Raw genomic sequence first — 21,240 nt, 5'->3', positions numbered from 1 at the left:
TCACCGCATGGGGCGTTCCTGGAATGGTAATGCGAGTTACTGGGAAATCACTGATGATCTCCCTGCCACCGGGCGTGGCGCATATCAGCTCTTTCCCCGCGCATCGGGGTGCCCTCGTCGCGCCAGCGTGCGAGGCACCTGCTCTCGTGCCCCTGCACCGGCCTGCCGTCGGCGCGGACCACCCGCCACCACGGCACACCGCCGCCCCAGGTGGCCATCACGCGGCCGACCTGTCGCGGCCCGCCCTCGGCGAGGTATTCGGCGACGTCGCCGTAGGACATGACCCTGCCCGGCGGGATGCGCTCGACCAGGTCGAGCACCCGCTCGGCGAAGGGCGTCGGATCGCCGGTCACGTGCTCCACTGCGCGGGGCCGAGGAGCAGGAGCTCTTCGAGCTTGCCGAACTCGTAGGTCGCCTCCCCGTTCACCTGCTCGACGATGCCGTCGCGGATGCCGTACGCCTCGCCGTCCTCGCCGACCAGGCTGCCGCCGAGCATCTGGGCGAGGCGCGCGAGATGGGCGACCTGCCAGTCGGAGGTCGGCTCGCCGAACAGGCGGCCCTGCCAGAGAGCGACGGTGTGCTCGGCCTCGCCGTGACGGGCGAAGATCTGGCCGGACTCCTGCGTTCCGCGCAGTTCCAGGCCGGCGTCCGCCGACGCCGTCACCTCGGTGATCTCGGCGTAGGCGAGCGGCGATTCGCGTTGTACGCGCAACTCGTATCCCACGAGAAGGGAACCTTAGCGAATCTTTACCGTTATCCGGAACGGAAAAGGGCGACAACGGTCAGACCGCATCCGAAATGCCGCCGAACGGCCGCCAAATAGCGCCCTGATCGCGGCCCACATGTGATCATTGCCGTTCCGCCCGTCTGGTCAGCACGACGACGGCGGCGCCGAAGCCTGCCAATCCGAGAAGGACGCCGATGCCGTAGACCCACAGCCGCAGGGGATCGGCGCCCGGCGGAGTGGGCGCGGGCGCGGTCGTGCCATTGCCGAAATGCAGATCGTCGCGGACGGCGAGCGAGCCGCGATAGCCGGCGAGTTCACCGGCGCGGGTGAGCGCGGCCGCCGCGTCGACGACACCGAAACCCACTTTGTCGTCATATCCGGCCCGCGGCTTTCCCTTGGTGGTGGAGGAGATGGCGCGGGAGACCAATTCGGGGGGCAGGCTCGGATATCGCGCCCTTATCAGCGCGACGACCCCGGAGACCAGCGCCGTCGAGGCGCTGCTGCCCTCCACCTCCACATAACCCCCGCCGGGGACCGCCGCCGGCACGCCGACGCCCGGCGCGCCGACCAGCACCGAGAGGTTGTCGCTGCTGAAGCCGGCCGGCCTGCCGCGCCGGTCGACCGCGCCGACGCCGATGACCCCGGCGTAGCCCGCGGGGAAGCTCCAGAACGAGGTGCCGAGCTTCTGCGCCGCCCGCGAGTCGCCGTCGTTGCCCACGGCCGCCACCAGGACCACCCCGCGCGCCAGCGCGTACGCGACGGCCTGGCGGTCGGCCCGCTGGGTGGCGTACTCGCCGAGCGACATGCTGACGACCTGGGCCCCGTGGTCGGTCGCGTACCGCAGCGCCCGCGAGAGCGGGCTCTCGGACGGCAGCCCGAGCCCGTCGTCGGGCTCGACGAGGTTCTGCTCGGGTTCGCTCTCGTCGATCACCGGCACCGACAGGATGCGCGCGTCGGGCGCCACGCCGATGAGGCCGCCGTCGCGCCCCGACCCCGCGATGAGCGAGGCCATCGCCGTGCCGTGCGGGCCGGTGGCGACGGCGGTCTCGTCGTCGAACAGGCTCGAACGCATGTCGGGCGCGACGGTGACCTTGTCCTTCAGCACCGGTGTCGTGGCGTCGACGACGCTGTCGATCACCGCGACGGTCACCCCGCCGCCGCGGGTGGTCTTCCACGCCCGCTCGGCGTTGATCGCGTCCAGGACCCATTGCTGCCTGTCGCGCACGTCCTGCGGCGCGGCGTTCGCGCCCGCCGGCCCGGCGAGCAGCCCGGCCAGCGCGAGCGCCGCGCCGAGCGCGCCGGCCGCCCTCAACACACGTTCCCCTGGGTGCACCGGGGGATGTCGGGCGGAGCGGCGAGGCCGCGGGCGATGTGCCCGGCGACCGACTGGGCCGTCGGCCACAGCTCGCTGTGGGTGATCTCCTGCGGCGGCACGGCGTCGCGGGTGCGGCCGTCGACGTACCCGGCGGTGGAGAAGACGATGTAGGGCCCGGCTCCGGTCCAGGCGCTGCGCTGGCGCTGCGCGGCCCCGAAGCCGTCCGTGACCGTGCCGGAGAAGGCCACCGGACGCACGCCGACGCGGTCGTCCACGGGCAGGTCGGCCGTGGCGTCCACCCTGGCCTCCTCATCGGCCAGCACGGCCACCCCCACGGTCACCACGAAGGTCGAGGTCTGGTCGACGTAGGTCGCCCGCAGCATGGTGCGGCAGCCGTGCGCGCGCAGCACCGAGGCGACGGGCGGGTCGACCACGGAGGCGCACGGGGCCTCCGGGGCGATGCCGACGCGTCTTGCGAGCTGCCGTACCCGGGCGAGGCCGAGGTACTCCACCTGGGCGGGGAAGACGGCGTCGGCCCGCCACGCCTGCCAGCGCCGCGCGATGTCCTGCTCGGCGTAGCGGGCGCGCTCGGCCACCGTGAGCGGCCGGGAGCGGGTCTCCTGCAGCAGCCCCACCGAGCCGAGCAGCACGTTGATCGCCGCGATCGCCAGGATCGTCCCCATGATCAGCAGAAACAGGGAGCGGAAGCGGATGCCGCGTTCGAGCTCCGCGCGGTCTCTGGCCGCCTGGAGGCTCGCGGCGCGCGCCCGGGCGCCGCTCCACGGCCGCGCTGCCCCGCCGGCCGGACCGGCGCCGGCCGTCCACCGCCGGGAGCCCGCGCGGGAGCCGCCGGCCCCCGGGAGCCGGGAAGCGCCGCGCGCGCCGGTGGCACGCGCGGGCCAGGGCGTCACCGGCCGCGCCCGTGGCTCCTCAGGCGACATACTTCGATGCTACGTCGGCGCCCGCCGCCACCGCCCCTCTCGCCTCCCTCACGTTGCCCGGTGTCCGCCTCACCCGCCTGCCGTGCCCGCCGCGCCGGCGGCGCCGCAGGAGCAGGATCATCGCCGCCAGGCCGACCCCCGCCCCGGCGGTGGCCGCCAGAGCGACCCCGCCGTACAGGGTGATCATTCCCGTGTCGCGCCGCACCACACGCACCGGGGGCAGCGGCGCGCGTTCGCCGCCGGGCGCGGAGGACACGGGCAGGTCGGCGTCCTGGACGCCGGGCCCGGTGGCGGTGTGGCGGTGGCGCGCCAGCCTGGCCGCCTCGGCGAGCGCGCGGGCCGCGTTCACCACGCCGAACCCCACGCCCGGGTCGTACCCGCGGGCGGGCCTGCGCGTGACGCCGGTGGTGAGCGCCTGGGCGACCAGCGCGGGGGACATCCGCGGATATCTGGCCTTGATCAGCGCGGCGACGCCGGAGACCAGGGCCGTCGCCTGGGAGGTGCCCCGCCCGACCCAGTATTGGTCGCCCGGCCCCGCGCCGAAGACGTTCACGCCGGGCGCGGCCAGCAGCACCAGGGAGTTGCGGTTGGAGAACGACGCCTTGTGCAGCCCGTGGTCGGCCGCCCCGACCGAGATCACCCCCGGCAGGGACGCCGGGTAGGAGTACGGCCCGTCACGGCGGCCGGCCCCGTCGTTGCCGGCCGCCGCCACCAGCACCACGCCCTTGGCGACGGCGTACCTGATGGCGGCCCGCTCCTGCCGGGTCGGCCGGTCCTTGGAGATCGACATGTTGATGACCCGGGCGCCCTTGTCGACGGCGTACCGGATGCCGCGCGCGACGACGCTCTCGTACCGCGCCTGGGAGTTGAAGGTCTCGAAACCGGGCTCGTCGTCCTCCAGGATGACCCGCACCGACAGCACCCGGGCGGCGGGCGCGACGCCGATCACCCCGTCGGAGCGGCCGGGCCCGTGCCCGTGCCCGGCGATCAGCGAGGCCATGTACGTGCCGTGCAGGCGGCGGGGGGCGGTGCCGCGCGGGTTGGCGCCCGCGGTGAGGTCGGGGCCGGTGACCACCGAGCCGGCCAGGTCGTGGTGGCGGGGGTCGACCCCCGAGTCAAGGACCGCGACCAGGACGCCCGCGCCGCGCGTGACCCGCCAGGCGTCGGCCACGTCGAGGGTGCGCAGCACCTGGCGCTGGCTGCCGCGCACCTGGTCGGCCGAGGCGGCGGGCGGCGCCAGGAGCCAGGGCGCGACCACCAGCCCGGCCGTGAGGACGGCGATGAACAGCAGGAACGCGAGGGACGCGGCGGCGGCCCTCAGCACTGCCAGTCCTTTCCCGCGCAGTCGGGCCGCGCGGGGGTGGCCAGCGCGGTCAGGACCCCCTCGGCCAGGTCGGAGGTGAAGGAGAAGATCGTGGAGCGCTGGCGGCCCACCGACCGGGCCGGCCTGCCGTCGACCTGGCCCGCCGTGGTGACCACCAGGTACGGGCCGGCCTGCGCCAGCGCGGACGACTGGCGGGCGGCGGCGGTGAACCGGTCGGCGACGGTCTGGGGGAAGGCCAGCGCGCGCAGCCCCGGCGAGGGCACGCCTCCCCGCGGGAACGCGGCGCGCGCCTTGCGCGCGGACGCCTGGTCGGGGAAGGCCGCGACGCCAACGGTCACGACCACGCCTTGGAGGGCGTCCAGGTAGGTCGCCCGGAGCACGGCCCGGCAGCCGGCGTTCTTCAGCGCCATCCGCAGCGCGGCGTCCACCGCGGCGGAGCAGTCGGTGCGGGAGGAGATGCCGACCCTGCGGGCGTACTCTTTGCCGCCCTGCTCGGGGACGTACGGCAGCGTCGACGGGAAGATCCTGCCCGCGGGCCAGGCCTGCCAGCGGCGGGCGGTCTCCTCGGCCGACGCCTGCCGGACCTCGGCGGCGTCCGGGCCGCGGGTCAGCTCGGTCACGGCGGCTCCGGCGGACACGCCGGCGGCGACCGCGCAGACCAGGGTGAGCGCTGACGCCACAAATAAGGACGGCAAGGCACGTACGACACTCACCTGCCCGACCTTAACGCCCCCGCAGGGCGGCATCTCCTGTTCCATCCCCATAGACCCCATTGGAAAGTACTTGACGGAGTGGAAAGCAGAAAGTACTTTCCTGAATGGAAAGCGAGGAGATGCCATGGACACCCCCCAGGACGCCGCGCACATCACCCCCGAGGACGCCGCCCGCGCGCTCCGCGAGATCCGCGCCTCCCAGGTCCGGGCCATCAGGGGCCGACCCTGGTTCCCCGCCTGGTACACGACCGGCCTCGGCCTCTACATCACCGCGGTGCAGTTCTGCACCGAGTCGGGCACCTTCGGCCCGGTGACGGTGGTGAGCCTCATCCTGCTCACGCTCGTGATGTGCGGCCTGGTGGGCGCAGCGGTGTTCGTCCGCAGGCAGCGCCCCCACCGCAGCCTGTTCACCTGGAGGTTGCTGATCTCCTACATAGCGTGGTTGTGGGTGGCGATCGGCCTGTCCCTAGGGATCGGCCTGCCGCTGGCCGCGGCCGGGGTGCCCTACGCGCGCACCTACGGCGGGCTCGCCATGACGGCGTACATGGCGGTCACCGGCCCGCTCATCAGCCGGTGGATCACCTGGCGCATGGCGGCCAAGATCGAGGCAGGCTGATGGCCGAGCTCGACCCGGTGATCCACGCACCGGCCCGGCTGCGCATCACGTCGCTGCTCGCGGCGGTGGAGGAGGCCGAGTTCGCCTTCGTCCGCGACGAGGTCGAGGTCAGCGACTCGGTGATGTCCAAGCACGCCGCCGCGCTGGAGGCGGCGGGGTACGTGGTGATCCGCAAGGGCCACGTCGGCAAGCGTCCACGCACCTGGCTCAAACTGTCCCCGGCCGGCCGCCGGGCCTACGAGGCGCACGTGGCCGCCCTGCGGGAGATCGTCGCCCGTTCAGGCCTCTCGCTCACCTCCGACTGACCACGTCCAAGGTGCTCCGAGCGCGGCGAGGCCGGAAAGACGCCGCGAGCCCGCCGAACGAAGCGAGGCCGAAGAACACGACCCGTCCTCCATGAGGGAGGACGGGTCGTGGGTCGTCGCCGGCCGCGGGAGGCTCATTGGTCGCCGCCGTGGCCTGGGCGGCCCGGTGAGGGGCGCCGTCGGGTCAGTAGGTCGGCAGCGAGGGGTCGACCGTCTTGACCCAGCTCAGCACGCCGCCGCCCACGTGGACGGCGTCGGAGAAGCCGGCGTTCTTCACGACCGCCAGCGCCTCGGCCGAGCGGGCGCCGGACTTGCAGTGCAGGACGATCTTCTTGTCCTGCGGCAGCATCTCAAGGGCCGTGCCCCGCAGGAACTCGCCCTTGGGGATGAGGACGGCGCCCGGGATGTTGACGATCTCGTACTCGTTCTGCTCGCGGACGTCGATGAGGAAGATGTCCTCACCGCGGTCCTGCATGTCCTTGAGCTCCCGCGCGGTGATCGTCGAGCCGGTCGCGGCCTCCTGGGCCTCGTCGGAGATCGTGCCGCAGAACGCCTCGTAGTCGATCAGCTCGGTGATCGTCGGGTTCTTGCCGCACAGCGGGCACTCGGGGTCCTTGCGGACCTTGACGTCGCGGTACTTCATCTCCAGGGCGTCGTAGATCATCAGACGCCCGACCAGCGGGTCGCCGATGCCGGTCAGCAGCTTGATCGCCTCGTTGACCTGGATGGAGCCGATGGACGCGCACAGGACGCCGAGGACGCCGCCCTCGGCGCACGAGGGCACCATGCCTGGAGGCGGCGGCTCGGGGTACAGGCAGCGGTAGCAGGGCCCGTACTCGGCCCAGAACACGCTCGCCTGCCCGTCGAAGCGGTAGATCGAGCCCCAGATGTAGGGCTTGCCGAGCAACACGGCCGCGTCGTTGACCATGTAGCGGGTGGCGAAGTTGTCGGTGCCGTCCACGATGAGGTCGTAGGCGGCGAAGATGTCCATCACGTTGTCGGTCGTGAGGGCGACGTTGTGGATGACGACGTTGACGAGCGGGTTGATCTCGCGCACGCTCGCCGCGGCGCTCTCGGCCTTCAGCCGTCCCACGTCCGACTGACCGTGGATGATCTGACGCTGAAGGTTGGACTCATCGACGACATCGAAGTCGACGACGCCGAGCGTGCCGACGCCGGCGGCGGCGAGGTACATAAGGGCCGGGGAACCGAGGCCGCCGGCGCCCACACAGAGCACCTTGGCGTTCTTCAGCCGCTTCTGCCCGGCCATCCCGACATCGGGGATGATCAGGTGGCGAGAGTAGCGGCGCACCTCGTCAACGGTCAGCTCGTCGGCCGGCTCTACCAGCGGTGGCAACGACACAGTTCTACGCTCCCGTTTCAGGGGATTCACTAAATTGGCGGCTCGCCCGTCCAGGCTACGCGCCCCGCCGTCTGTCTCAACCTAACCCGGTCGCCCCCGCATTCCCGAATCGGCAGTCTTATCCGACGGTCGCCGTATCCTCTAGGTTCTGGGCGTTTTTCGGGTATTTCGCTCCGCCGACCCCCGGCCGTGCGCCGTCCTGGACCAGGAGGCGCACGTGGCGGGCCACGAGCGCGGGGTACTCCATCTGTGCCACGTGCGCCGCGTGCGGCAGCAGCACCAGGCGCACGTCTGAGAACGCGCGGCCGGCGCGCGCTGCCATGCGCGGGTGCACCAGGCGGTCATGCCTGCCGTGGACGACCAGCGTGGGGGCGCTGATCTGCTCGGCGAGCCGCCAGAGGTTCTCCTCGCCCCGGCGGAAGTACTCGCCGACCAGGGCGCGCGCCGAGCCCACCAGCGCCGGGGCGGCGTAGGAGAGCTCGTCGCGGCGGCGCAGCTCGGCCACGGCGTCCTCAAGCCGGTCGGGGTGCACCCGGCCGGCGTCGGCGTAGCACATCGCCATGGTCGCGCGGATGCGCCGCTCGGGCGGCAGGTAGCGCAGCCGGGTCATCGCCCACTCGCCGAGGCGGGGGGCGGCCGACATCGCGACGCGGGCGGGACCGTAGCGGGGAAGCAGGTCGGGCAGTGCGGGGGAGATGAGGGTGAGCGTGCGCACCAGATCAGGGCGGGTGGCCGCGACCCGTACGGAGACCGCGCCGCCCATGGAGTTGCCGAGCAGGTGGACCGGGCCGCCGAGCCGCTCGGCCAGCGCGGTGACCGCCGCGGCGTACGCCGCGATGGAGTAGTCGCCGCCGGGAGGCTCGGGCGAGTAGCCCGACCCGGGCAGGTCGAGGGCGTATCCCCGCACCTCGTGCCTCAGCTCGCCCATCAGGTCGGTCCAGTTGGTGGCCGAACCCGCCAGGCCGTGCACGAACACGGCCTTCTCGCGCGGCCCCTCGGGAGTGGAGCGCACGTGAACGGCCAGGTCGCCCACCTCCAGCAGCTCCCCTGGCCAGTGCGGTATCGGATCGTCCACCGTCTCTCCCCCTCGCCCTCTTCCCCTCGCGTTCACCCTCGGTTCGACGATAACCCGGCTCAGGACGCCCCGGGACGCTCACGCGGCCGGGCTGGGGGGCCATGAGGGGTCGGAGGAGGGCGCAGCATCACGGGAAATATCGGACAAATCGGGAAATATTGATCTGAAAGATATAAGGGCAGGTTAAGTAGCTGCCAAAAGGCAGTGATCACCGTTTGTCGTATGGGTGCCCAGGAAAATAAGACATCTGGGAGCACTCATAACGAGTCACCCGGCATTTACTTCCTAATCCAGTAAATGCATCCGCTGGGCAACCCGATGCGTCAAGGGGGAAAACGTAATGCCCGACGTCAAGAAATACGCCGCTGCGCTGACCGTCACCGCTGCACTGACCGGTGGCCTCGTCGGCCTCAGCGCCACCACGGCCACGAGCGCCAACGCCTCCGCCGCCGTCACCACCGACTTCGGTGGCTTCGGCGACGGCTTCGGCGGCTTCGGCGGCGGCTTCGGTGGCGGCTTCGGTGGCGGCGGCTACGGCGGCGGCCAGTGCCACCATGGCGGCTACGGCGGTGGCCACCACGGCGGCCACCACGGCGGCTACGGCGGCTACGGCGACTACGACGACGACGGCGACGGCTGGGGCCACAAGGGCTTCAGCAAGCACCGTCGTCACCACAACAGCCACGGGGGCGGCCACCGCAACTGCTTCTTCAAGGTCGTCGAGGCGCGCTTCTTCCGCGCCATCATCGGCCACAACAGCCACGGCGGCGGGCACCACAACTGGTTCCGTGACGACCGCAGGCACTGGAAGCCCGAGCACCACTGGCACGGCAAGAAGCACCACGGCAAGCACGACCACGGCGACCGTTGATCGATGATCCTAGGCGGCCTTCCGGGCGGCGCCCCCGCCCGGAGGCACGACCGGCCGCTTAGCACCTGACAGGAGGCCCCGGAGCGCAACGCTCCGGGGCCTCCTCGTGCCGGTCACCGGTCTTTCCCGCTGCGAAAGCCCGCACCGGCCGTTTATCCCGGCGAATTACCACCTATAACCGCAAAACCGGTGGGCCGTGCTCGTCCGGCGCGGCCCGGCCGTTCAAGCGGACTTGCGGGCGCGGCGCTTCGGCGCCTGCTTCTTCGCCTCCTTCTCCGCCTTTTCCGTTTTCTCCGCCGGCTGGCCGGCGGACGCCCTGGCCGGCTTCGCGGCCGCCTTCCTCTTGTCCGCCGGAGCCTTCTCCCCCGCCCCCTCGCGCTCGCGCTTGGCCGCGTCCACGCTGGCGCGCAGCGCCGCCATCAGGTCGACCGCCGGCCCGGCCTGCTCGGCCGCCTCGGGCCGCACGAGCTCCTTGCCCGCCACCTTGGCCTCGATCACCTGCTGGAGCGCCTCGCGGTAGGCGTCGGTGTACTCGCCCGGATCGAACTCCCCCGCCATGGTCTCGATCAGCGACTCGGCCATCTGCAGCTCCTGCGGGCGGACCTCGACGTCCTCGTCCACGAAGTCGAAGGCGGGCTCGCGGACCTCGTCCGGCCAGAGCATGGTCTCCAGGACGAACACCCCCTCGCGGATGCGCAGGGCGGCCAGCGACTCGCGCTGGCGCAGCGCGACCTTCACGATCGCCACCTGCCCCGTGCGCTCCAGGGCGTCCCGGAGCAGGACGTACGGCTTCACCCCCGCGGCCTCCGGCTCCAGGTAGTACGACTTGTTGAACAAGATCGGATCAAGCTGGTCGGACGGGGTGAACTGCAGCACGTCGATGCGGCGCGAGGTGCTGAGCGGCAGGTCGGCGAAGTCGTCGTCGGTGAGCACCACCATCTCGCCGCCGGGCAGTTCGTACCCCTTGGCGATCTCGGAGTACGGCACCTCCTCGCCGTCGACCGTGCACACCCGCTTGTACCTGATGCGCCCGGCGTCCTCGCGGTGCACCTGGTGGAACGACACATCCTTCTGCTCGGTGGCCGAATAGAGCTTCACGGGGATCGTGACGAGACCGAACGAGATGGCACCCTTCCAGATGCTACGCATGACCTCTCCTCACCTCAGCGCCACTATCGAACTGAGGTTCGCTAGCGGCAAGGGCGCAATGCAGTATCTAAATGGGCAGATACCCAGTGTGGAATGCCGTATCCGGTCAAGCCACCATCTGCCGGAACGGCGTCCGACGTCAGCACGGGAAAAGAAACCTCAGGGAAGTGGTGGGTGTGGCGGAGAAGGTCCGGGTCAGGGTCGATCACCGGGAGCTGACGCTCACGAACCTGAGCAAGGTGCTGTACCCGGAGGCGGGGTTCACCAAGGCGGAGGTGATCGACTACTACAGCCGCGTCGCGCCCGCCATGCTCGCCCATCTCAAGGGGCGCCCGCTGACCGTCAAGCGCTACCCCGGCGGCGTGGACGGGCAGTTCTTCTTCGAGAAGAACCGCCCCGCGCACACCCCCGCGTGGGTGCGCACGGCCCGGCTGCCCGCTCCGGGCAGCACCAAGGACCGCGACACCATCGAGTACGCCATCGTCGACGACCTGCCCACGCTCGTGTACTTCGCCGGCCTGGCCGCGCTGGAGTTCCACACCCCCATGTGGCGGGTGGACGAGGACGGCCGCGCGCTGCCGCCGGACATCATGGTCTTCGACCTCGACCCCGGCGCGCCGGCGACGATCGTCGAGTGCTGCCGGGTGGCGCTGCGGCTGCGCGAGGCCCTGGAGGAGGACGGCCTCACCGGCCGGCCCAAGACCAGCGGGAACAAGGGCATGCAGGTCTACGTGCCATGGGAGGGACGCGAGGAGAACCCTTCCGAGTACGCCAAGGCCCTCGCCCAGCGGCTGGAGAAGGAACGCCCGGAGGAGATCGTCAGCCAGATGGCCAGGAAGCTCCGCCCCGGCAAGGTCTTCATCGACTGGTCGCAGAACAACCCGGCCAAGACCACCGTCACCCCCTACTCGCTGCGCGCCAACCCCACCCCCACCGCCTCCACCCCGCTCGGCTGGCAGGAGGTCGAGGACTGCGCCCGTCCCGGCGACCTGGTCTTCACCGCCGGCGACGTCCTCGACCGCGTCGCGCGACTCGGCGACCTCATGGCGCCGCCGGAGCGGAGCCAGGCCGGGGAGGGGCCGTAGTCTGGACGCATCGGGGTATGGAGCGCACACCGGAGCGCTCACCGCCTACGGAGGGACGGAAGATGTCGGAGATGGACCTGAGCGGCCGCGAGGTCCCGCTGGACGCGCTGGAGCCCCTTGACGACGTCGCTGACGAGCTGCAGACCGAGGTCCCGGAGGCCGACGCCATCGAACAGCACCTGACGACCCGCGGCGAGCGCCGCGAATGGCCGCTCGAGATCCCTTACGACGCCGACCCGGCCGACGCCGCCGACCAGGAGCGCGTCGTCGAGCTGGACGACGACGACTATCGCTGATCCCGATCGGCCGCGCGTAGGATGTCAACCTCGCACCGGATCGACGACCAGCACCGACCGGCGCGCGACCAGCCGTCGCGCGGCGGGTGAACCGCCCTCAAGGAGTGACCCGTGACCGCTACCCCGGACGCCAAGCCCCGGGGCACCCGCCTGCCCCGGCTGGCCCGGCGCCGACAGTTGCTCAACGCGGCGCAAGAGGTCTTCGTGGAGAACGGCTACCACGCGGCCGCGATGGACGACATCGCCGAACGGGCCGGGGTCAGCAAGCCGGTGCTCTACCAGCACTTCCCGGGCAAGCTTGAGCTCTATCTGGCGCTACTCGACCTGCACGTCGACGACATGGCCAACCGCTGCCGCGAGGCGCTCGCCTCCACGACCGACAACAAGCAGCGCGTCCACGCCGCCATCGGCGCGTTCTTCGACTTCGTCTCCAGCCAGGGCGAGGCCTTCCGCCTGGTCTTCGAGTCCGACCTGCGCAACGTCGCGCCGGTGCGCCAGCGCATGGAGCGCTCTCTGCGCGAGAGCGCCGAGATGATCAGCCAGGTCATCCAGGAGGACACCGGCTGCTCCAGCGACGAGGCGCACCTGCTCGGCGTCGGCCTGGTCGGCATGGCCGAGGTGAGCGCGCGCTACTGGCTGGCCAGCCACGGCTCCATCCCCAAGGACGTCGCGACGCAGCTGATGGCCCGCCTGGCCTGGCGCGGCATCGGCGGGTTCCCCCGCACCACCTGAGCCCTCGTCTCGCTGTTCGCCCGGCTCGCTCAGTTCGCTTTGTTCGCTCGGTTCGCTTTGTTCGCCCCGAGCGATCGACGTCCGCCGGCTGTTCGCTTGACGCGATCGACGCCGGTGTTCCGCCCGCCGAGGCGCGACGATGGCATCAGCACCGCTTCGCCGACACCGAGAGAGAGCCCGATGGAAATCAAGATCGGCATCCGCTCCGTACACCGAGAGATCATCGTCGAGACCGAGCTGTCCGCCGAAGAGGTGGAACAGGAGCTGCGCAACTCCCTGGCCGCCGATCGCGGGGTCTTCTCGATCACCGACGTGAAGGGCCGGCGGATCATCGTCCCGGTCTCCGCGCTCGGTTTCATCGAGATCGGCGGCGACGAGTCGCGTCCTGTCGGCTTCGGCGGCACGCTCTGACCCCGCCGCTTTGGGGAGTGCGCTCCCCAAAGCGCGCGGGTGGCGAGACGGGGGCCTGTTCGCAGACCCCCGTCGCGGGCCCTACAGGCCCGCGCACTCTTCTCGCGACTGGAGCGAGCAGCCACAGGGGCGGCGTGCGGGCCGCACATCGTCCCCCTTGTGGCTGACCGCCGGGCAACCGGCGCTCCCCCTTCGCAACACCGGCCGGGATGTCCAGCGGTTCGGTCCACATCTCATCAGGAAACTGCCGTAGCGGCGCGAGGCCCTCATGTTCGCACGCTACAACCGCGCGGGCACTTCGCGCCCCTCGATCACCGCACCTGTTCCGCCAGAAGTCCGAAACCCGGCGTTCAGGGCCCGGGGACCAGGCCGAGAGCCGCCATGCGCCTGCCGTGCTCCTCGGTGAGGCGGGCGAACAGCCGCCCGATCTCCACCAGGTCGGCGTCCGTTTCGGTCCTCGCCCCGCCGGCGGCGGCCGCCTCGGCATCGCCGCCGCCGGCGGACGCGCCGCCGTTCGCCTCCGCCGAGGCGGCGGAGACCAGCAGCAGGGCGAGGTCGGGGCGCGCGGCGGCCACCCGGTGGCCCTGGCTGAGCGCCTCGCCGACCATGCGCCGCGCCCACAGCGCGAGCCTGCCGCCGAGCTTGGGATTGCCCTCCAGCGCCGCGCGAACCCGCTCGACCACGAACTGCGAGCGGACCTCCTCCGCCAGCGCCTCGTTGACGATCTGACGGGTGTCCTCGTCCACGTGCCGGGCGGCCTCACGGTAGAAGTCGGAGGCGATGCCCGTGCCGACGTAGGCCTTGACCAGCGCCTCCAGCCAGTCGCCCGGCCGGGTCTGCGCGTGCCAGTCGTCCAGGGCGGCGACGAACGGCGCCATGGCCTCCTCCGGATTCACGCCGAGGGAGGACAGCCGGTCGCGCACGAGCCGGAAGTTGGCGTACTCGGCGGCGGCGAGATCGCTGAGCTCGGCGCGGTCGGTCAGCGTGGGGGCGAGAGTGGCGGCGTCCTCGGCGAGCCTGAGGAACGCGGTCAGTTCGGCGTAGGCGAGAACGCCGAGCAGATCGACCACACCGGCAGGGGAATCACTCATGGATGCAGAGTACGAGGATCGCCCGGGCCGGTGGACCCCGGCCGACCGCTCCGGCGTCCCCGGCCCGCGGCTCGGCGACGCGGCCGCGGGACGGGCTCGCGGCGCGGTCCGTTCCCGCGACACGGCAGGGGAAACCGCCGGCGACACAGCCGTTGACGATGTCGAACACCAAGAAATCGGCTCACTCTTGTGGTATCGAGTACACTGCCCTGTAAGAGTGCGACCGCAGAATGTCTTCAGGGAGATCATCGCCTGATAGCCCCCACGCGCCAGACGCCGCGGCGGTCGCCGAGACGAGATGAGGGTTGGCTTTTCCGCGCGGACCCGGCACGAGTTTGCTTCTGCCAGCGGTCCCGGAAGCCCGCCTTCGCAGGAGACCTAGGCAGGCCGAGCTGACCACGTTCCGAGACCTTGGAGTCATACCGGAGATCGCCGATGCCCTCGAAACAGAGGGCATCATCTCCCCGTTCCCCATTCAGGAGATGGCGCTTCCACTCGCGATCAGCGGGCAGGACGTCATCGGCCAGGCGCGCACCGGCACCGGCAAGACCTACGCCTTCGGCGTGGCGATGCTCCAGCGCGTCGGCAAGCCCCGCAAGAACCGCAAGAAGCCCCGCGGCCTGGTCGTCGTGCCGACCCGCGAGCTGGCCCTGCAGGTCACAGAAGACCTCGTGGTCGCCGCGGGCAAGCTGGGCTCGCGCATCCTGACCGTCTACGGCGGGCGCGCGTACGAACCGCAGATCGAGGCGCTCAAGCAGGGCGTTGACGTCATCGTCGGCACGCCCGGCCGCCTCCTCGACCTGGTGAAGCAGAAGCACCTCGACCTCGCCCAGATCTCGATGCTGGTCCTGGACGAGGCCGACCGCATGCTCGACCTGGGCTTCCTGCCCGACATCGAGCGCATCATCAAGCTGGTCCCCGCCGAGCGGCAGACCATGCTGTTCTCGGCGACCATGCCGGGCGAGATCGTCCAGCTGTCGCGCCGCTACCTGTCGCGCCCGACCCACGTGCGCGCCGAGAACGCCGACGCCGACAGCGAGGACGTCTCCAAGACGACCCAGTTCGTCTGGCGCACGCACCGCATGGACAAGATCGAGATCGTCGGCCGCATGCTGCAGTGCGAGGGCCACGGGCTGACGATGGTGTTCTGCGAGACCAAGCGCGCCTGCGACATGGTGTCCGAGCAGCTCAAGGAGCGCGGCTTCGCCGCGGCGGCCGTGCACGGCGACCTCGGGCAGGGCCAGCGCGAGCAGGCGCTGCGCGCCTTCCGCAACGGCAAGATCGACGTGCTGGTCGCCACCGACGTGGCGGCGCGCGGCATCGACATCGACGACGTCACCCACGTCGTCAACTACGACTGCCCGCAGGACGAGAAGACCTACGTGCACCGCATCGGCCGCACCGGCCGGGCGGGGCGCACGGGCGTGGCGGTGACCTTCGTCGAGTGGGAGGAGCTCACCCGCTGGAAGGTCATCAACAACGCCCTCGGCCTCGACTTCGCCGAGCCGGTGGAGACCTACTCCACCTCTCCGCACGTCTACGCCGACCTGCACATCCCCGAGGGCACCAAGGGCGTGCTGCCGCGCGCGCAGCGGTCGCGGGCGGGGCTGGAGGCCGAGCAGATCGAGGACCTCGGCGAGACCGGGCGTCATCGCTCGCGCCGCGACGAGCGCCGCGACCGCGACGAACGGCGTGAGCGTGACGAACGGCGTGAGCGTGACGAGCGCCGCGAGCGGCCGGCCCGCAACCGCCAGCGCCGCCGCACCCGTGCCGGCCAGACGGCCGACATGACCAACACGGTCGGCATGACCGACATGACCGACATGACCGACACGGCCGACACGGCCCAGTCGGTGATCGCCGGCGACGCCGGCTTCGAGGGCGACATCCTCGCCCCCGAGCCGGCCGAGCTCGTGGCGCCGGCCGCGGTGGTCCCGCCCGAGCCGGTGGTCTCGCCCGAGCCGGTCGCGACCGCGGCCGAGGGCCTGGTCACCGGCGAGCCCGTGTCCCGGCGCCGGGGGGCCGCGAGGTCCCGCAGGGCGATCGCCGGCGAGGCCGCGCCGTCCCTGGCCGAGGCCGCGCCGGCCGTCGCCGCGCCCATCGTGGCCGCGCCGGCCGTCGACGAGGCCATCGAGGTCCCGGCGACGCGCCGCGCCCGCAGGGGTGCGAACAAGGCGGCCCTGTCGGAGGCCCTCGCGGAGGTCGCCGCTCCCACCGTCCAAGACGGCGGCGCCACGTCGCCCGTCGCACAGGAGGCGCTGATCGACGTCCAGGAGTTCGAAGCGCCGGCGCCGCCCGCGCCCGCCGTCCCCGAGGCGCCCGTCGCGCGCCCCGAGCCGGAGCGGATCATCCCGCCCTCTCCGTTCTCGATCATCTTCCGTTCGCCCGACCTGGCGACGGACGATGACGTGGCCCCCTCCGCGGCCTCCGAGCAGCGCCAACAGCGCCGGCGGCCGTCGAACCAGCGACCCCGGAGGGGCTGACCAGGCGGCATGTGAAGACCGGGGTCCGAGCGACGAAACGGCGGGCCGCCCATGCGGCGGCCCGCCGTTCGACGGGCGCGCTCAGATCGCGGTGAACCGCCATCCGATCGGGTGAGAGAGTGGAAAGTCAACCAAGGAACCGGCGTACAGCGTTTGACGGTGTTGCGGTGCTGGACCGTCAGTATCGTGGTGCCACGTGAGCACGCCGCGATTCCTGACCCTGCCCCCCGGTGTCCGCGAACAGCGGATCGAGACGCCCGTGGGCACGTTCGCGGCGCTGGAGGCGCTGCCCGTCAGCGGCGTTCCCGAACGCTGGCCCGCCTTGCTGGTGCCCGGATACACCGGCAGCAAGGAGGACTTCATCGCGATCTTCCAGACGCTCGCCCAGGCCGGGCGCCGCGTCGTGGCGATCGACATGCGCGGGCAGTACGAGACCGAAGGACCGGACGATCCGGCGGCCTACACCTGTGAGGCCCTCGGCGACGACATCGACCACGTGGCCGCGGTCGTCGGCGGCGGCGAGCCCATCCACCTGGTCGGCCACTCGTTCGGCGGCCTGGTGACCCGCGAAGCCGTCATCGGCGGGGCCACCAAGCTGGCCTCCTACACGCTGATGAGCTCGGGCCCCTCCGGCATCACCGGCCCCCGCGAGCAGGCGTGCCGCGTCCTGCTGCGCGAACTGCCCGAGGTGGGCCTGGAATACCTGTGGACGCACCGGCTCGAACCGGAGGCCATCGTCGCGGGCGTCCCCGACGACATCCTCGCCTTCCTGCGCAGGCGGCTGTTCGCCAACTCGCCGACCGGGCTGCTCGCGATGGCCGAGCAGGTGCTGGGCGCCGCCGACCGGGTGGAGGACCTCCACGAGGTCGGCGTGCCCACCCTGGTGCTGTACGGCGAGCACGACGACGGCTGGTCGCCGTCGAGCCAGGCCCAGATGGCCAAGCGGCTCGACGCCGAGTGCGTCGTGGTCCCCGGCGCCCTGCACTCGCCCGCCGTCGAGGCCCCCGAGACCACCGCGCACGCCCTCACCCGTTTCTGGAACCAGGCGGAGCAACACCTCCCGCACGCCTCCTGACCCCCCGCCACCGTCAGGCGGGGGCCAGGGCAGGTCAGAGCGCGGGCCGCGAAGGTGTCAGACGGGGCCGGACAGGGTCGGACGCGGTCAGACTGGGTCGGCTAAGGCGTCCCACGGCTGGCGCGGGGAGCCCGCGGCCTGGCCCTCGGGGCAATGGCGCCGGTAGTCGCACCACGAGCAGACCGGCCCCGGACGCGGAGGGAAGCTCGCGTCGACCTCCGGCGGCACGGCGACCGGCGCGCCGCCCGCGTCAGCGGAGGGCCGTCGGGTCGTGGCTGCGGCGGCCTTCCACTCCCGGTAGCGCTCGTCGGCCTCGGAGGCCTCTACGGCGATCTCCTCGGCCCGGCGCAGGTGACGGCCGAGCGACTCGTCCGTGTGCTCCCAGGCGACGATCTCGCCCGTCGGCACGTGATGCAACTCGACCTTGTGACACGAGCGGTGCAGCACGCGCGAGGACGCCACGGCGTAGATCGCCAGCGCGAGCGAAGATCGGGCGTCGTCCTCGGTCAGCGGGCGCCGGCCGGTCTTGTAGTCGACGATGACCAGCTCGTCGCCGCGCCGGTCGATGCGGTCGACGCGCCCGGACACCGCGATCACCGCCGTGCGGGTCGCGACCGTGCGCTCGACGCCGACCGGGTCGTCGGACGGGTCGAGCGTGCTGGTGTAGCCGGACACCATGGCCCTCGCGCGGTCGCGCCACAGCGTGGACTGCTCCTGGTCGCGGAAGCCCTCGGTGATCCAGCCCTTGGTGAGCAGGATCCCCGCCATGGCGGGGGTTCTGCGCTCGTACGGCTCGCGCCACCACCCGGCCAGCGCGTTGTGGACCGAGGCGCCGACGCTGTTGTGCGCCCACGGCGGGCCCTTCTGCGGCGCCGGACGGTCGAGGTAGGTGAAGCGGTAGCGACGCCGGCAGTCGAGCCAGGTGTTCAGCCGCGACGGCGTGCAGGAGTACAGCCGCCGGGGCATGCCTTCAAGGCCGAGTTGCAGCACGTCACTCGTCGAAACTGAGCTTGATCCCCGAAACGCGCGTGCCGTCGGCCAGCGGCCCCTCGACGACCTCGTCATCGTCGTCGGCGCCGCGGGTGAGCGACCCGGCGAGCCAGTCGTCGAAGTGCGGCTCCTGCTCGCCGATGGTGGTCTCCTCACCGTGGGCGGGCAGCACCCGGGTCTCGGGCGGCAGCGTGAACAGCCGCTCGCCGATCGCCGTGAGCTGGTCGGCCAGGGCGGGATACTCGCCTTCGAGCTTGCCCGGCCCGTCGGCCAGCAGGGTCTTGCCGGTGAAGACCGCCTCGAGCGCCTCCACGTACAGCGAGACGCCGCCCTGCGTGACGCCGGGCGTGGTCATGACCTCCAGCTCGACATCGGCGACGCCGAAGATGCCTTCGTCCTCCATGTCGATGTCGGGGTAGGTCTCCGGCCACGTCTCACGCCAGAGCTGGCGGTCTTTGCGGTTGAGCGCGACGACCGCCTCGTCGCGCGCCGCCACCTCGATGGCCCCGGCCACGTGCTCGGGCAGGCCGTGGGTGCACACGACGGCGAGGATCTCGCGGTCGCCCACACTCGAAAGGATCGTCTCCGCGTCGCGCGCGGGGTCGATGACGATGACCTCCTCGTCATCGCCGATGATCCAGGTGTTGTTCTCGACCTTGTGCTCGGCGCCGTCGATCGTCACGACGCCTTCGGTCACCACTCGCTCGATACGCGCTGTCACGGCCACGACCTTACCGAACACTCGTGCCCGTCTCGATACTAACGGGAACGCATTGCCGGAGAATGGGACTCGCCCGCCGGTCCGCTTCGCGGTCCGCCGCCGCGATCGGCCGCCGTCACCACGGCCGGCGCGTCACGGCTCCTCGCCGAGGCGAGGTGAGAAGGCCCCGTAGGGCAGGTCGAGCTGCTGGTCGTGTTCGCGCAGGTCGCGGAGCGAGAGCTGGGTGAGCGCGACCAGGCATCCCGCCTCGGCAGGCCAGGCGATGACCCACAGCCAGTCGCCCATCGCCTCGCCGACATAGACGGCGCGATCGGGCAGGCCCTCGACCCACCACAGCGCCGTGGGATGCCCGAGCGCCTCGACCTTGGCGTTCGGCGGCCCGGCGTCGAACCCCGGCCCCGGATCGGGACCGTCGAGGCCGGCGAACGCCGCGCCGAGGCCCATGCCAGGCTCCTCGGCGACGATCAGCAGGTCGGCGGGCCCGTGGGTGACCGAGGGTCCCGAGCAGGCCACCACCCCCGCGCGGGTGCCCGTGCGCTCGTCCCCCGCGTCACCGAAGCCGGTGACCAGCCATCCCGGCGGCAGCGGCCACGGCAGCCAGAACGGCACCCGCGAATCTCTGCTGATCACCTGCAGCGCCTCACTGGAGGGGCGTCTGGTGTAGAAGGGCAGGACGGCGCCGTGCACGCCGCAACGCCAGGCGCTCGACCACGCGCTTGGCGGGCGTAGCGCGCCGAAACACCGAGGGCAGGTGGGCGGGGCTCTCACAATTACCCACGGTGCTTCCGTCGGCGCGGAGAAGTCAAGGGCCATCCCGTTATCCCGGCGTAATCTTGGCACATGCGCGTGAGGTGCGTAGGCGGGGTCGTGATCGACGGCGAAGGCCGGCTGCTGCTCGTCCGCCGCGGGCGGCCGCCCGGCGAAGGGCTGTGGTCCCTGCCCGGCGGCAGGGTGGAGCCCGGCGAGTCCGACGCCCGCGCGCTGCGGCGCGAACTGCTCGAAGAGACGGGCCTGGTGGTGTCCGTCGGCGCCCTGGCGGGCACCGTCGAGCGTCCCGGCCCGGACGGGGTGGTGTACGAGATCCACGACTACTTCGCGACCGCCCGCCAGGGCACCCCCCGAGCAGGCGACGACGCCTCCGCCGTCGGCTGGTTCACCCCAGACGGCACGACGGCGCTCTCCCTCACCCCAGGCCTGCTGGACGTCCTGATCACCTGGCGAGTACTCCCACCCGAACCCGAACCCCAGCCCCCCGCCCAGCCCGCCCGGCCGAACCGTCCCCGCACGTCCGGCAGCCGGCCCAGCGACCACTCACCTCCGCCAGATGCCTTCCGTCCTTGCAATGAACTCTGAGGCGGGGTGGGGGTCAGCGACTGAAGGAGGTGCGCCATAGGGTCAGGTGGTCGGAGGTGTAGGTGGTCGAGCGGCCGACGGCGACGACGCGGTCGCCGATGACGGCGATGGCGCCGAGCCACTGAGCGCCGTCACCGGTCATGCCGTCACCGGTCAGCGTGTGCCGCTGCCAGTCGCCGCCGTCCGGTGACGTCCAGACCGTGCTGTCCCCGGTGGCGGGCGGCCCGTAAGAGCCGACGGCCACCAGGCCGTCCTTGGAGTCGGCCAGGTCCAGCACGCTCGCCGGCGCGCCGGCCGGCAGCCACGAGTAGCGCCAGGTGACGCCGTCGTCGGTGGAGACGGCCGCGAACGGCTGCTCCACCCCCTTGTCGTTGGTCGCTCCGCCCACCGCCACGATGCGCTGGTCGTGCAGGACCACCCTGCGCAGGTTCGCCGAGCGGGCGCCCTCGGGGATCACCCGCTTGCGCGCCGTCCAGTTCAGCCCGTCACGCGAGGACCACACCACCCCGGAGGGGGGGGGGGGGGGGGGGGGGGGGCGGGGGGGGGGAGGGGGGGGGGGGGGGGTGTTGGGGGTGTCGCTTCTTTCAGGCCCCTCTTTCCCCCC

General features: G+C 71.8%; 24 protein-coding genes. 10 read left to right on the top strand and 14 right to left on the bottom strand.

The window, feature by feature from the left end; all coding sequences use genetic code 11:
* Positions 1-47: 47 nt before the first annotated feature.
* The 6 genes from ACZ6QO_RS34060 to ACZ6QO_RS34035 all read right to left on the bottom strand — a co-directional run bounded on the left by ACZ6QO_RS34060 (position 48) and on the right by ACZ6QO_RS34035 (position 4,987).
* A complete protein-coding gene (locus ACZ6QO_RS34060) occupies positions 48-362 on the bottom strand; it encodes an MGMT family protein (RefSeq protein ID WP_465856971.1) in 315 nt (104 codons plus the stop codon).
* On the bottom strand, positions 350-724 hold the full coding sequence (locus tag ACZ6QO_RS34055) for a hypothetical protein (RefSeq protein WP_465856969.1): 375 nt from the start codon (positions 722-724) through the stop codon (positions 350-352). Before ACZ6QO_RS34055 ends, ACZ6QO_RS34060 begins: the two co-directional genes overlap by 13 nt.
* Positions 725-848: 124 nt before the next feature.
* Positions 849-2,042: a S8 family serine peptidase gene (locus ACZ6QO_RS34050; protein ID WP_465856967.1), complete on the bottom strand. Its 1,194-nt coding sequence runs from the start codon at positions 2,040-2,042 to the stop codon at positions 849-851.
* Complete coding sequence (locus ACZ6QO_RS34045) at positions 2,036-2,983, bottom strand: hypothetical protein (protein WP_465856965.1); 948 nt, start codon at positions 2,981-2,983, stop codon at positions 2,036-2,038. The genes ACZ6QO_RS34050 and ACZ6QO_RS34045 overlap by 7 nt, the downstream gene beginning before the upstream one ends.
* Positions 2,973-4,307 carry a S8 family serine peptidase gene (locus tag ACZ6QO_RS34040; RefSeq protein ID WP_465856963.1) on the bottom strand — a complete coding sequence of 445 codons (1,335 nt, stop codon included), beginning with the start codon at positions 4,305-4,307 and terminating at the stop codon, positions 2,973-2,975. The genes ACZ6QO_RS34045 and ACZ6QO_RS34040 overlap by 11 nt, the downstream gene beginning before the upstream one ends.
* Positions 4,301-4,987, bottom strand: coding sequence for a hypothetical protein (locus ACZ6QO_RS34035; RefSeq protein WP_465856961.1), 687 nt, complete (start codon positions 4,985-4,987; stop codon positions 4,301-4,303). The genes ACZ6QO_RS34040 and ACZ6QO_RS34035 overlap by 7 nt, the downstream gene beginning before the upstream one ends.
* Positions 4,988-5,144: 157 nt before the next feature.
* Here ACZ6QO_RS34035 and ACZ6QO_RS34030 point away from each other — a divergent pair, with 157 nt between their 5' ends.
* The gene (locus tag ACZ6QO_RS34030; protein WP_465856959.1) at positions 5,145-5,636 is read left to right on the top strand and encodes a hypothetical protein; all 492 of its coding nucleotides are present in this window, start codon (positions 5,145-5,147) and stop codon (positions 5,634-5,636) included.
* Positions 5,636-5,941, top strand: a complete 306-nt coding sequence (locus tag ACZ6QO_RS34025) for a winged helix-turn-helix domain-containing protein (RefSeq protein WP_465856957.1) — start codon at positions 5,636-5,638, stop codon at positions 5,939-5,941. Before ACZ6QO_RS34030 ends, ACZ6QO_RS34025 begins: the two co-directional genes overlap by 1 nt.
* A 184-nt stretch (positions 5,942-6,125) precedes the next feature.
* On the opposite strand, the gene moeZ is transcribed toward ACZ6QO_RS34025, so the two are convergent.
* Positions 6,126-7,304, bottom strand: a complete 1,179-nt coding sequence (moeZ, locus tag ACZ6QO_RS34020; protein ID WP_465856955.1) for an adenylyltransferase/sulfurtransferase MoeZ — start codon at positions 7,302-7,304, stop codon at positions 6,126-6,128.
* 118 nt (positions 7,305-7,422) lie between these two features.
* A complete protein-coding gene (locus ACZ6QO_RS34015) occupies positions 7,423-8,379 on the bottom strand; it encodes an alpha/beta fold hydrolase (protein ID WP_465856953.1) in 957 nt (318 codons plus the stop codon).
* 340 nt (positions 8,380-8,719) lie between these two features.
* On the opposite strand from ACZ6QO_RS34015, the gene ACZ6QO_RS34010 reads away from it, so the two are divergent.
* Positions 8,720-9,250: a hypothetical protein gene (locus tag ACZ6QO_RS34010; protein WP_465856951.1), complete on the top strand. Its 531-nt coding sequence runs from the start codon at positions 8,720-8,722 to the stop codon at positions 9,248-9,250.
* Between the two features lie 222 nt (positions 9,251-9,472).
* On the opposite strand, the gene ku is transcribed toward ACZ6QO_RS34010, so the two are convergent.
* Entirely contained in the window at positions 9,473-10,399 is a 927-nt protein-coding gene (gene ku / locus ACZ6QO_RS34005; protein ID WP_465856950.1) for a non-homologous end joining protein Ku, read from the bottom strand.
* Positions 10,400-10,575: 176 nt separating this feature from the next.
* Here ku and ligD point away from each other — a divergent pair, with 176 nt between their 5' ends.
* The 4 genes from ligD to ACZ6QO_RS33985 all read left to right on the top strand — a co-directional run bounded on the left by ligD (position 10,576) and on the right by ACZ6QO_RS33985 (position 12,923).
* Positions 10,576-11,484 carry a non-homologous end-joining DNA ligase gene (ligD, locus tag ACZ6QO_RS34000; RefSeq protein ID WP_465856948.1) on the top strand — a complete coding sequence of 303 codons (909 nt, stop codon included), beginning with the start codon at positions 10,576-10,578 and terminating at the stop codon, positions 11,482-11,484.
* Positions 11,485-11,546: 62 nt separating this feature from the next.
* Entirely contained in the window at positions 11,547-11,780 is a 234-nt protein-coding gene (locus ACZ6QO_RS33995) for a hypothetical protein (protein WP_465856946.1), read from the top strand.
* Between the two features lie 111 nt (positions 11,781-11,891).
* Positions 11,892-12,512, top strand: coding sequence for a TetR/AcrR family transcriptional regulator (locus ACZ6QO_RS33990; RefSeq protein WP_465856944.1), 621 nt, complete (start codon positions 11,892-11,894; stop codon positions 12,510-12,512).
* 180 nt (positions 12,513-12,692) lie between these two features.
* Positions 12,693-12,923, top strand: coding sequence for a DUF3107 domain-containing protein (locus ACZ6QO_RS33985; RefSeq protein WP_465856942.1), 231 nt, complete (start codon positions 12,693-12,695; stop codon positions 12,921-12,923).
* A gap of 350 nt (positions 12,924-13,273) precedes the next feature.
* Here the strand turns inward: ACZ6QO_RS33985 and ACZ6QO_RS33980 are convergent, their stop codons facing one another.
* The gene (locus ACZ6QO_RS33980) at positions 13,274-14,014 is read right to left on the bottom strand and encodes a ferritin-like fold-containing protein (protein ID WP_465856940.1); all 741 of its coding nucleotides are present in this window, start codon (positions 14,012-14,014) and stop codon (positions 13,274-13,276) included.
* A gap of 482 nt (positions 14,015-14,496) precedes the next feature.
* Here ACZ6QO_RS33980 and ACZ6QO_RS33975 point away from each other — a divergent pair, with 482 nt between their 5' ends.
* Together ACZ6QO_RS33975 and ACZ6QO_RS33970 are read left to right on the top strand one after the other, a co-directional pair.
* Positions 14,497-16,497: a DEAD/DEAH box helicase gene (locus tag ACZ6QO_RS33975; protein ID WP_465856938.1), complete on the top strand. Its 2,001-nt coding sequence runs from the start codon at positions 14,497-14,499 to the stop codon at positions 16,495-16,497.
* Positions 16,498-16,693: 196 nt separating this feature from the next.
* The gene (locus ACZ6QO_RS33970; RefSeq protein WP_465856936.1) at positions 16,694-17,572 is read left to right on the top strand and encodes an alpha/beta fold hydrolase; all 879 of its coding nucleotides are present in this window, start codon (positions 16,694-16,696) and stop codon (positions 17,570-17,572) included.
* An 87-nt stretch (positions 17,573-17,659) separates the two neighbouring features.
* Here ACZ6QO_RS33970 and ACZ6QO_RS33965 read toward each other — a convergent pair whose 3' ends face one another.
* From ACZ6QO_RS33965 to ACZ6QO_RS33955, 3 genes are all read right to left on the bottom strand, one after another.
* The gene (locus ACZ6QO_RS33965; protein WP_465856934.1) at positions 17,660-18,562 is read right to left on the bottom strand and encodes a RecB family exonuclease; all 903 of its coding nucleotides are present in this window, start codon (positions 18,560-18,562) and stop codon (positions 17,660-17,662) included.
* Position 18,563: 1 nt separating this feature from the next.
* Positions 18,564-19,283 carry an MBL fold metallo-hydrolase gene (locus ACZ6QO_RS33960; RefSeq protein WP_465856932.1) on the bottom strand — a complete coding sequence of 240 codons (720 nt, stop codon included), beginning with the start codon at positions 19,281-19,283 and terminating at the stop codon, positions 18,564-18,566.
* 132 nt (positions 19,284-19,415) lie between these two features.
* A complete protein-coding gene (locus ACZ6QO_RS33955) occupies positions 19,416-20,096 on the bottom strand; it encodes a DUF6758 family protein (RefSeq protein WP_465856930.1) in 681 nt (226 codons plus the stop codon).
* Between the two features lie 27 nt (positions 20,097-20,123).
* On the opposite strand from ACZ6QO_RS33955, the gene ACZ6QO_RS33950 reads away from it, so the two are divergent.
* Positions 20,124-20,636, top strand: a complete 513-nt coding sequence (locus ACZ6QO_RS33950; protein WP_465856927.1) for an NUDIX hydrolase — start codon at positions 20,124-20,126, stop codon at positions 20,634-20,636.
* Between the two features lie 13 nt (positions 20,637-20,649).
* Here the strand turns inward: ACZ6QO_RS33950 and ACZ6QO_RS33945 are convergent, their stop codons facing one another.
* Positions 20,650-21,138 carry a hypothetical protein gene (locus ACZ6QO_RS33945; RefSeq protein WP_465856925.1) on the bottom strand — a complete coding sequence of 163 codons (489 nt, stop codon included), beginning with the start codon at positions 21,136-21,138 and terminating at the stop codon, positions 20,650-20,652.
* Positions 21,139-21,240: the final 102 nt, after the last annotated feature.

This window comes from Sphaerisporangium sp. NPDC049457, from assembly GCF_055586705.1.
Note: the sequence above shows the minus strand (reverse complement) of the source record. Positions and strands in the feature narration are given on the sequence as shown.

What these genes read in the sequence shown, in the direction of transcription:
- ACZ6QO_RS34045 (WP_465856965.1), bottom strand. Translation starts at nt 2,983, where the DNA reads ATGTCGCCTGAGGAGCCACGGGCGCGGCCGGTGACGCCCTGGCCCGCG.
- ACZ6QO_RS34030 (WP_465856959.1), top strand. Translation starts at nt 5,145, where the DNA reads ATGGACACCCCCCAGGACGCCGCGCACATCACCCCCGAGGACGCCGCC.
- ACZ6QO_RS34025 (WP_465856957.1), top strand. Translation starts at nt 5,636, where the DNA reads ATGGCCGAGCTCGACCCGGTGATCCACGCACCGGCCCGGCTGCGCATC.
- ACZ6QO_RS34010 (WP_465856951.1), top strand. Translation starts at nt 8,720, where the DNA reads ATGCCCGACGTCAAGAAATACGCCGCTGCGCTGACCGTCACCGCTGCA.
- ku (WP_465856950.1), bottom strand. Translation starts at nt 10,399, where the DNA reads ATGCGTAGCATCTGGAAGGGTGCCATCTCGTTCGGTCTCGTCACGATC.
- ACZ6QO_RS33995 (WP_465856946.1), top strand. Translation starts at nt 11,547, where the DNA reads ATGTCGGAGATGGACCTGAGCGGCCGCGAGGTCCCGCTGGACGCGCTG.
- ACZ6QO_RS33985 (WP_465856942.1), top strand. Translation starts at nt 12,693, where the DNA reads ATGGAAATCAAGATCGGCATCCGCTCCGTACACCGAGAGATCATCGTC.
- ACZ6QO_RS33980 (WP_465856940.1), bottom strand. Translation starts at nt 14,014, where the DNA reads ATGAGTGATTCCCCTGCCGGTGTGGTCGATCTGCTCGGCGTTCTCGCC.
- ACZ6QO_RS33975 (WP_465856938.1), top strand. Translation starts at nt 14,497, where the DNA reads ATGGCGCTTCCACTCGCGATCAGCGGGCAGGACGTCATCGGCCAGGCG.
- ACZ6QO_RS33955 (WP_465856930.1), bottom strand. Translation starts at nt 20,096, where the DNA reads ATGGCCCTTGACTTCTCCGCGCCGACGGAAGCACCGTGGGTAATTGTG.
- ACZ6QO_RS33950 (WP_465856927.1), top strand. Translation starts at nt 20,124, where the DNA reads ATGCGCGTGAGGTGCGTAGGCGGGGTCGTGATCGACGGCGAAGGCCGG.